Here is a 9,426-nt window from a genome sequence, read left to right as displayed (position 1 = left end):
TGAGTTCCCTGTCAGGTACTTATATCTTACTTGAAGTCGCTGGGGATTTTTTATGGTTAATCAAGGTAATTTGATTATTTCATACACCAGGTACCCGAAATTACCCGAAATTATTCTTCATGGTATTATCAATACTATATTGAATTGCGAGGAGAGATGTTAAATGGCGAAAATTGTTAACTTTGAAGCGATTAAGAAACAATTCATACTTGTTAGACCCCTGGGAAGTGGCGGAACCGGAGACACACATCTTTTGAAAGATGAGACAACGGATATGCTTTTTGCATTTAAAAAATACGTACCAAAAGATTCGAATTATATAGATGAAAATTATGAACGTTTTATTGATGAGATAAAAATTTTATTTAATTTATCTCACCCTAATGTTGTACGAGTTTATAATTATTATCTGTATCCTCAACAAAAGACCGGGTATCTTCAGATGGAATATATAGAAGGAGATTCAATTGCAGAATTCGAAACAGACCCTTTTGGTGGAAAAACATGGTCAGACATTTTTATTGAAACAATAACCGCCTTCGAATATTTAGAATCAAACAATGTCTTACATAGGGATATTCGTCCAGCAAATATTATGATAGATAAGAATGAAAATGTTAAAGTTATTGATTTTGGTTTCGGAAAGAAATTGGAAGGTTTGGTTCGTGACGCTAAAAGTGTTCATTTAAATTGGCCTGTAACCCAATTGCCGAATGAAACAGATTATGAAGGTATTTATAATCATCAAAGTGAAATTTATTTCCTCGGAAAATTACTGGACAATGTTATCGACAGGAGTCTAATTACTTTTAATTTTGAACATATCATTGAAAAAATGATTCAATTAGACCCTAAGAATAGATATAAATCGTTTCATGATATTTCAATAGATATTTCTAAGGGTGTACTTGGAGAGATTGATTTTACAGAAGAAGAAAAAGAAATATATAGAAAGTTTGCAAACGCACTTTCGGCTGTCATAATGTATTATTGGTCAGAATACGATCCGATACGTGATGATAATGAAATCTTAAATAACCTTGCTAATCTAATAAGAAGAAGTTCACTTGAGAACGTTATTCAAGATAATGTGCTATTAACAAGTTGCTTTATTAAAGGCAATTATAACTACAGTAATAATATGGATATTGAAGTATCAATAATCTCAGATTTTTATCGATTGCTAGATAGCCTAAGCCCTTACAAGATAAAAATTGTATTAGATAATATAGATGCAAGATTATCTACTATAAAGGTAGAGACAGTAGAGGATGATTTACCTTTCTAAATCATTACAACTTAATACTTAATTGCCCCCAGAAAACAATTGTGTGCGTACCTGTGCAACAAAAAACGGCCAACAATTCAACCAATTGTATGAATATTCGATAGCCATTAGAAATTAACGCTTTTTTCTCATAAATATGTAATTGTAGTGTATTGTCGGAATAGTTTCACGCACAGGTACCCGAAATTAAGAACTGGCTGGATGATCCACAGTGGCAGAAGTATTTACGCCCTTCCACATTATTCAATGCGGCGAATTTTGAAAACTATTTGGAAGAATCAAGGGGTAGCATCTCGCCAGCAAGCAGTCCACCCAAGCCACTGGAATTGGACTTTAGCGAGGGAGAGACGTAGAGGTTGAAGCGTTATGGGCAGATTGAAAAAGGCGTGTTAGGGTCGATGTTGGCGGAACTGTGCACCCTTTTTTCAAGCGCAAAGCGTTAATTATGTGCGTACCTGTACAATAAAAAACAACCAACAATTCAACCAATTACATAAATATTCGACAAAGATTAGGCATTACCGCTTTTATCTCATAAATATGTAATTGTAGTATATTATCTGAATGGTTTCACGCACAGATACCCAACACTAATAAGCTCGTACTGGTTGTAAAGAGATGGCCTGGGTCCCATGATCGCCATATGCCCTACGAGGATGTTAAACAGCTGGGGTAGCTCGTCCAGGCTGGATTTTCGCAGGACCATACCTAGCCTTATGTATTAATTGTGCGTGAATTGTGTGGGTGCCTGTGCAACAAAAAACAACCAACAATTCAACCAATTACATAAATATTCGATAAACATTAGACTTCAACGTTTTTTTCTTATAAATATGTAATTGTAGTGTATTGTCGGAATAGTATCTTACACAGGTACCCGAAATTAACTCTTAAAGAATGTACTGACCAGGTTGCACTTTCTGCAGTATGAAAAACGAGGCATTATTCCACTTCAGACTCGAAAAGTAGTGGTTAGTTATTATAGAGGCTCCCTGTCAGTTGCCTCCTCGTTGACCAAAAATTGGTTATTTAATTTGGTTGGTGTTTTTGATATGCCAAAAAATCGAGAAATAGTATTTGACATAATACGCTGTGCGATGAAAAACAACCAACAACTCAAACAATTACATAGATATTCGATAAAGACTAGACATTAACGCTTTTATCTCATAAATATGTAATTGTAGTGTATTGTCGGAATAGTTTCATACACAGGTGCCCGAAATTCTAATTCAATGAGGGACCTGTCAACTAATCCTTTTATTTTTCAAGGACATCTTTCCCATTAAGTGCTCTTTCCACTCCACAATTCAATTCTTTTGTCATCCTGGTAAATATCTGAAAGTCTTCAGCTGTATATTCTTTAAGGTTCTTTAAATGTTTCCCGTATTCTACTTCATCTAAATTCTTATGATATTCATAAACGATTTGACCTTTTGGAGTTAACTCGATGATCAATTCTCGATAATTGTTCGGATTTCTATATTTAACGGCTAAATCCTTTTTGATTATTTTTTCCACCATTTGAGAAACAGCACTCTTTGTACGATTGGTTATTTCAGCAATTTCGGAAGTCGTGATTTTCCTGTGATTTCCGATTAAACCAAGTGTATGAACTTCCACCATAAAGAGCTCATCCTCCGTCCCATATTTCCTAGGAATACTTTCATAGGAATTAATGAGTCTAGATGTTTCATAAAGCGTTTCCATTAATTCGTTAAAAACTTCTTCTCTATTCAAGACGTCATCCCTCTATCTCTTCACTTCAAAATATTGAACTATCCCCATTTTAGCATAAATAGTGTTGACCATACTACAGTTAAGGTGCTAAACTATAAACGTAATTGAATTATTAGACTTGTCTAAAGTATAAGAATAAAAATGCCCGCTTGATGTAATCTCTTTAAAGTGGGTACCGACACGGATTAGAAAAGCACATGACTACGCCTAGAACTTAGTACCACTACGAGGGGGAAAGAACATGACAACAGATAGTTTATATCAAAAGTCCTATATTCGAAGACTGCCAGAATTGGCAAAGCTTTCACCAGACACATTTAAAGCGTTTGTTAAATTTGATCAATTGGCCCTTTCTGACGGATTAATTCCTCGGAAAACAAAAGAATTAATTGCTATAGCTGTTGCTCATGTGACGGGTTGTCCTTACTGCATCGATGCACATGTTACTGCTGCAAAAAAGTTAGCAGTTTCAAAGGACGAAATGACAGAAGCCATTATGGTGGCTACGGCATTAAAGGCAGGCTCTGCAATGGCGCATGGCTTGAATGCCTTACAAGCATATGACGATAGTAATAATGAAGAGCTCTATCAAAAATCCCATATGGGAAGATTCAAGGAATTTAAGGAACTTAATCCCGAAGCTTTCCGGGCTTTCAATCAATTTGATCAAGAAGCGATGAAGGAAGGGCTAATCGTTAAAAAAGATAAGGAGTTGATCGCCATTGCGGTCGCCCATGTCACCGGATGTCCATATTGTATTGAGATCCATACAGAAAGTTCAAAAAGACTTGGCATTTCTCGAGAAGAAATGGTCGAGGCTATTTTTGTAGCAACGGCACTTAAGGCAGGCTCCGCTCTGGCACATAGTGTAAACGCGTTAAATGCTTATGATTCTTAATGAACAAAGTAATGAAAATGAACGGAGAAGTGATTGCTTCTTTGACCTCATTAACCTGCAACATTTAAGAAACAACCGACTCACCTGACGTAACAGGGAAGTCGGTTGTTTTATTGGTTAAAAGAGTTCTCTATAGTAAAGCAGTGAGCAAACCGTACTTGCGGTTTGCTCACTGCTTTTGATTATCTGTTCGCCTTCTCATTTATCGTTTATACTTACCTTTTTTTCAACGCTGTACCTAAACGATGTAGTGCTTCTTCAAGAGCATCTGTTGGAAGGGCTAAGTTAATCCGTTCGAAGCCATTTCCTTCCTCACCGAAGATATACCCTTCATCCGTAAAAAACTGCGCATCCATATGCATGAATTCTTCAAGTTCTTCGTTTGTCATCCCCAAAGCATTGAAATCAAGCCACTGAAGATAGGTTCCTTCAACCAGTGAAGCTTTAATTTGTGGAAAGTTTTCTTTAAAGTAGTTGTGTACTACTCGTTGATTGGTATCAATCAGCTTCAACAATTCATCAAGCCAATTCTCTGATTTTTCATACGCTAATTCACAGGCCTTATATCCTAGGATCCCCACCATATCTCCACGGACAGTTTCCAGCTCGTGGCGGAACCTCTCACGAATTTCTTCATTAGAAATAATGATATTGGACATCATCATTCCCGCCAAGTTGAATGACTTGGATGGCGCTGTACAAGTAATCAGCTGGTCATTCAACTTTTCATTTACCGTGGCAAGCACTGTGTGTGTATAGCCCGGCATGACGAAATCATACCAAATTTCATCCGAAATCACATATACGTCATGTTTTACAGCAATTTCCGCCAATTGTTCAAGTTCTTCTTTTTTCCATACCCGTCCAACTGGGTTATGTGGGCTGCAGAACAACAAAATTTTATTCTTTGAATCCGCTGCTGCTTTTTCAAAACCTTCAAAGTCAATCGTATAATCGCCATGATCCTGAAGAAGAGGGACATTCACTTCTGTTCGCTCATTATCCTCAATCGCTGCACCAAATGGATAATAGGTAGGGCGGAAGATGATAATACCATCTCCTTTTTCGGATAATGCACGAATAGCGGTATAGAAAGCGGGAACGATTCCTTGCGTGTTTACAATCCATTCTTTCTCTATATCCCAGTTATGCCGTTTTTTTTGCCAGCTGACAACTGCATCTAAGAATGATTCAGAAGGACCTGTATAGCCAAGAACCGTTCCGTCAAGAAAATCTTTTAATCCTTCAATCACTTCAGGGGGATTTTTAAACTCCATATCCGCAACAGATAGGGGAATAATATCCTTGGCAACATTGGGGTTCCATCCATACATTTGCTCCCATTTCAATGCACCTGTATTTTTTCGATTAATTCTAGTTGTAAAATCGTATGTCATTATCAACACTTCCTTCTATTCATACTTCATTAAGAAATCTACCGCAAATTTAGTAGTCGCTAGTACACCATTGACAAGGGCATTTTCGTCTACATCGAATTTATCATTATGATGCTCTGCCCCACTTCCATACTCTTCATTGCCAACACCAACAAAGGCGAAAAGAGTAGGGGCAATTTTTGCATATTGATTAAACGATTCAGATGCAAACCATCTGACATCATGAACGACAGATCCTGGCATGACTTCTTCAATTCCTGCTTGTGCTAATGCCGCCAATTTCTCGTCATTCATAACTGGCAGTGCAGCAATTTTAAAATTCTCGCTAAACTCAACCGCGCAATTATGTGCTCGTGCGGTAAAGTCGGCAATTTTCTTTATTATATCTAAAGCTTTTTCCCCTTCTTCAACATCATAGAAACGCAAGGATCCGCCTATATTTACTTTATCAGGGATTACATTATTAGCAGTGCCTCCATGAATTTGGGTCAATCCCAGCGTCACCGTTTTCGTTACATCAATTTGATTCGCCCAAGCATTTGTTAGACCTGTTAGAATGTTAGCTGTAGCGAAGACTGGGTTAATAGAAAGATCCGGACGGGACCCGTGCCCCCCCTTGCCATGTACAGAGAAATCAACCAATATAGCTCCTGCCATTCTCGGACCAGCATCCACACCTACCGTGCCGCTATCCATAAATGAAGTTAAATGATTACCGTAGATTGCATCGATTCCTTTATTCTCAAGATGTCGAACCATTGCTTCTATGCCGCTTCCTATTTCTTCGCCTTCTTCAAAGATAAAATAAGTTCTTCCACTTAAGGAGTCTTTCATTTCATAAAGGATTTTCATTGTGGACAAGATGATGGACATATGACCATCATGTCCACATGCATGCATGACTCCTGGATTCTTTGAGAAATATTTTCTAGGCCCCGTAAGGTTCTGTGGATTTTCTTCAATAGGAAGCGCATCAATGTCTGTTCTGATTCCTAGCGTCTTTCCTTCCTTGCCGGTATCTAGCAAAGCCGTGAAACCTGTGCTCCCCGGTACTTCTTCTATTTTTAAGCCTAGTTTCTTTATTTCTTCTTTCAAAAACTTAGCAGTTTCATACTCTTTTCCGCTCAGTTCCGGACGTTCGTACAAATACGTACGCACACGAATCGTTTCTGGCTCTAACTCTTTCGCTTTATTTTTCACAAATTCATTTACATCTGTTGTAAGTGTCATTTTTTCTTCCTCCTTTATTTTCCCATTCGTCATTTTTATACAGCTCCACCCGTCCATCCGATAGATGTTAGAATATACAAGATCACAAAGCTGAGGAGCATGAAGAGAATTACCGCAGGGAAAACCCAACGCACCCATTTTACAAATGATACACCTGCTGCAACACAAGAACCAATTGTCCATCCAAGAACAGGAGATATGAGATTCGTGAATCCATCACCAAACTGGAAGGCTTGAATAGCTACCTGCTTAGTAAGACCAAGAGTTTCAGCGATTGGCTGAATGATTGGAATGAGGATTGCCGCTTTACTTGTAGCTGATGGAACAAGCGGGTTGAGTAAAGATACAATCAATGAAATTCCTATCGTACCGAAGCTCTTATTAATGTCCATCAAGGGTTGTGTTAAGTTGAATACGATAGTATCCAAAATGTTCCCTTCGGTTAAAATCAGTGACATTACTCGGGCTAACCCAATAATAAAGGCGATGAAAGCCATAGAAGCAAGACCTTTGGCAAAGCTATCACCTAAATTATCAAGGGACATCCGAGTCAATAGACCAATGACGAGAGCAGTTAAAATATTGATGACAATAATGAAATTGTAAAGCAGTGCAGCATCTCCTCCAAAAGCGGAGTAGGAGATAATAACCAAGTATTGAACAATAAAGGACAGTAGCGCAAAAATACTTGTCAACTTGAGTTTTTCTTCTATAATTTCATCATCACCGTTTTGTTGCCCAAGCAATTGAGCTCTCCAACCTTCACTATACATTAAGGAGGCTTGCTCATTTTTTTGAATCTTTTTGATATAACGCATTAGGTAAATTAGCCCAATAACCATGAAGAAGTTCATAAAAATGAAACGAAGTCCAAACCCAGAGTAAGGCCTAATATCTATCATCATTTGCGGGATAAACAGCCCTTGGGGACCAGTTCCAAATCCGATTAAAGCTGGGAAAGTGGTAATACCAATGGCGACAATCGGATCTAATTTTAGTTTTCTGGCAAAAATCACACCGATTGGAACCAATGCAATTAGGGCGTCACTTCCAGCAAACCCACCAATATAGACAATCAATGTAAACATAGCGCTAACTAAAATACCTAGACCTTTGTCCTTTAATTTGTAAATGGCCCAGTTCAGAATGTTATCTATCGCACCCGACGCGAGGAGCACACTGATAGTTGCTCCAGCTACTAAAACAAGGAAGATAATGGTACCAGACTGAGTTAATCCATCCAAGAACAACATCAACATCTTCCAAGGGCTTACAGGTGTTTGATGTCCAATATATTCGAACTGATCTCCTAAAACAGCACCATTTTCATCAACCCCAAAATTCCCTGCCGGAACTATATACGTCGAAAGACTAGCTAGTAGTAATAAGCCAAACATAATCCACAGTAAATGTGGCATCTTGAGCTTCTTCTTCGGCTCACCATTTAGATTTTCATCCGATTTTAAATCCTTTGTCATATTATACTTTCCCTCCCTTTAAACCTGGACTTTTTTCGGTTTTTATTTACCAATGGTGCATAAATTGCGGCTGAACATTCAGCAATAACTTTAGTGATATTTTTGTAAAAAAGGTTAATACCCCATTAAAGGTAGCTTTGCACATTCGCTACTTTTATACAGAAAGATGAGGACGACAATCAAAAAGAAATCGAAAATTTTCAACACCCTTTGTAATTTTGAGGGTTGATAGCGGGCATTCAATTGACCGACAAGATTCATAAACAGACTCGATGGAATAGCCGGGTCAACTTCATTATTTTTCCTGGATAGCTAGGAAACGGTGATTGACGTAAAACCTAAAACCTAGCGCATTTTGTAAGTTATCATCTGTAATTGAGGCCTCCATTGCGTAAAGACTTTCCATTTCGTTCAAATGAGAGTAGAACATTAAAAGAACAAAAGACTGCGTCGTCAATTTCCTCGTATAATGATCCCGTTTGTGTAAGTTGATGGTTTTTTGAAATCTACCAAAATTATTGGGTACAATCCATTTACCAAATGAAGTTTTTAATGTATTTTTGCCCAAGAATGAGTCCCATTTATTGGATTTGGACAGGAACTACCTGTATATATCATTACAAAGGGCTTTTGGTTTTGAAAGTTCAGGGAAAATTTAATGTTTGGTTTTAATTAGTGAAACACTAGTGGTTTTTATTATTTAAGTATAAAAAGTTACGAAACGTCGTTGATTAATGCTTCGACTTCACTTTAGGACCTAAACTGTTAGACGGAAAATATCTTAATTAATCAACGCACTGTTATCACTTAAGCACCTAAACTATCATGCAAAACGATATTAAAGTTACCAATGTAACCATCCACCCTCTCTCCCCACTCAATTTATAAAATTAAAAAGCATATTATAAATCAGCCTCCCTTGTAAGCGTTTACTAACTACATAGTATTGGGAATAATCAATTTTGTCAATAAAAATTTATACTAGTCGGAATTATATGTTTGGATTTTATAGGAGCCTATCAACCTTTTTTACTCCTTTTTGAAAACAAGTCTCATGTACCGATTGTACGGCATCAGCTACAATTTTTTCGTCATCGAATGATTGACTGAATGCTGTTTTGTAGGCATTATTCCAAGTGTCCGATTTAGATTCATTCACTTAAGCTTTCTATTCCTCTCCATTTTGGAAGGAACTTTTCCCGTCTATTTCTCCTGCAGCAATCCCAGCTGATGTATGTTCTATGATCTTTTTGAGCCCTTCATTATAGCCTGCATCATATCCTAATTGTACAACGCGTACCTATTATATGAAATAGATTGTATTAAACGCAAAAAACCATTGTTTTCAGGGTATAGAGAAGTACCAATCACAGAACTTCCAAACCCACCCCACTA

Annotated in this window: 8 protein-coding genes and 1 pseudogene; 3 read left to right on the top strand and 6 right to left on the bottom strand. The window is 37.5% G+C overall.

Annotated elements, in window-relative coordinates:
- Positions 1–163 precede the first annotated feature (163 nt).
- Both FILTAD_RS15340 and FILTAD_RS16315 read left to right on the top strand, forming a co-directional pair.
- Complete coding sequence (locus tag FILTAD_RS15340) at positions 164–1,288, top strand: protein kinase family protein (protein ID WP_124071844.1); 1,125 nt, start codon at positions 164–166, stop codon at positions 1,286–1,288.
- A gap of 185 nt (positions 1,289–1,473) precedes the next feature.
- Entirely contained in the window at positions 1,474–1,641 is a 168-nt protein-coding gene (locus FILTAD_RS16315; protein WP_124071845.1) for a conserved phage C-terminal domain-containing protein, read from the top strand.
- Positions 1,642–1,880: 239 nt separating this feature from the next.
- Here FILTAD_RS16315 and FILTAD_RS16140 read toward each other — a convergent pair.
- Positions 1,881–2,003: pseudogene (locus FILTAD_RS16140) on the bottom strand (sugar transferase); the annotation flags it as partial.
- 545 nt (positions 2,004–2,548) lie between these two features.
- Positions 2,549–3,028, bottom strand: a complete 480-nt coding sequence (locus FILTAD_RS15325) for a MarR family winged helix-turn-helix transcriptional regulator (RefSeq protein ID WP_124071842.1) — start codon at positions 3,026–3,028, stop codon at positions 2,549–2,551.
- A 241-nt stretch (positions 3,029–3,269) separates the two neighbouring features.
- On the opposite strand from FILTAD_RS15325, the gene FILTAD_RS15320 reads away from it, so the two are divergent.
- Positions 3,270–3,926, top strand: coding sequence for a carboxymuconolactone decarboxylase family protein (locus FILTAD_RS15320; RefSeq protein WP_124071841.1), 657 nt, complete (start codon positions 3,270–3,272; stop codon positions 3,924–3,926).
- Positions 3,927–4,141: 215 nt separating this feature from the next.
- Here the strand turns inward: FILTAD_RS15320 and FILTAD_RS15315 are convergent, their stop codons facing one another.
- The 4 genes from FILTAD_RS15315 to FILTAD_RS15300 form a co-directional block, all read right to left on the bottom strand.
- Entirely contained in the window at positions 4,142–5,323 is a 1,182-nt protein-coding gene (locus FILTAD_RS15315) for a MalY/PatB family protein (protein WP_124071840.1), read from the bottom strand.
- Between the two features lie 15 nt (positions 5,324–5,338).
- A complete protein-coding gene (locus FILTAD_RS15310; protein WP_124071839.1) occupies positions 5,339–6,553 on the bottom strand; it encodes an amidohydrolase in 1,215 nt (404 codons plus the stop codon).
- Between the two features lie 35 nt (positions 6,554–6,588).
- Positions 6,589–8,031: a Na+/H+ antiporter NhaC family protein gene (locus tag FILTAD_RS15305; RefSeq protein ID WP_124071838.1), complete on the bottom strand. Its 1,443-nt coding sequence runs from the start codon at positions 8,029–8,031 to the stop codon at positions 6,589–6,591.
- 295 nt (positions 8,032–8,326) lie between these two features.
- Positions 8,327–8,599 carry a DUF4372 domain-containing protein gene (locus tag FILTAD_RS15300; protein ID WP_160117626.1) on the bottom strand — a complete coding sequence of 91 codons (273 nt, stop codon included), beginning with the start codon at positions 8,597–8,599 and terminating at the stop codon, positions 8,327–8,329.
- Positions 8,600–9,426 lie beyond the last annotated feature (827 nt).

The organism is Filibacter tadaridae, from assembly GCF_900609045.1.
Lineage (GTDB): Bacteria > Bacillota > Bacilli > Bacillales_A > Planococcaceae > Sporosarcina > Sporosarcina tadaridae.
The sequence above is the reverse complement of the archived record's forward strand: the minus strand, read 5'-3'. Positions and strand labels throughout refer to the sequence as shown.

Excerpts from the sequence above, each read along its gene's own strand:
- FILTAD_RS15310 (WP_124071839.1), bottom strand. The coding sequence starts at position 6,553 with ATGACACTTACAACAGATGTAAATGAATTTGTGAAAAATAAAGCGAAA.
- FILTAD_RS15305 (WP_124071838.1), bottom strand. The coding sequence starts at position 8,031 with ATGACAAAGGATTTAAAATCGGATGAAAATCTAAATGGTGAGCCGAAG.
- FILTAD_RS15320 (WP_124071841.1), top strand. The coding sequence starts at position 3,270 with ATGACAACAGATAGTTTATATCAAAAGTCCTATATTCGAAGACTGCCA.
- FILTAD_RS15340 (WP_124071844.1), top strand. The coding sequence starts at position 164 with ATGGCGAAAATTGTTAACTTTGAAGCGATTAAGAAACAATTCATACTT.
- FILTAD_RS15315 (WP_124071840.1), bottom strand. The coding sequence starts at position 5,323 with ATGACATACGATTTTACAACTAGAATTAATCGAAAAAATACAGGTGCA.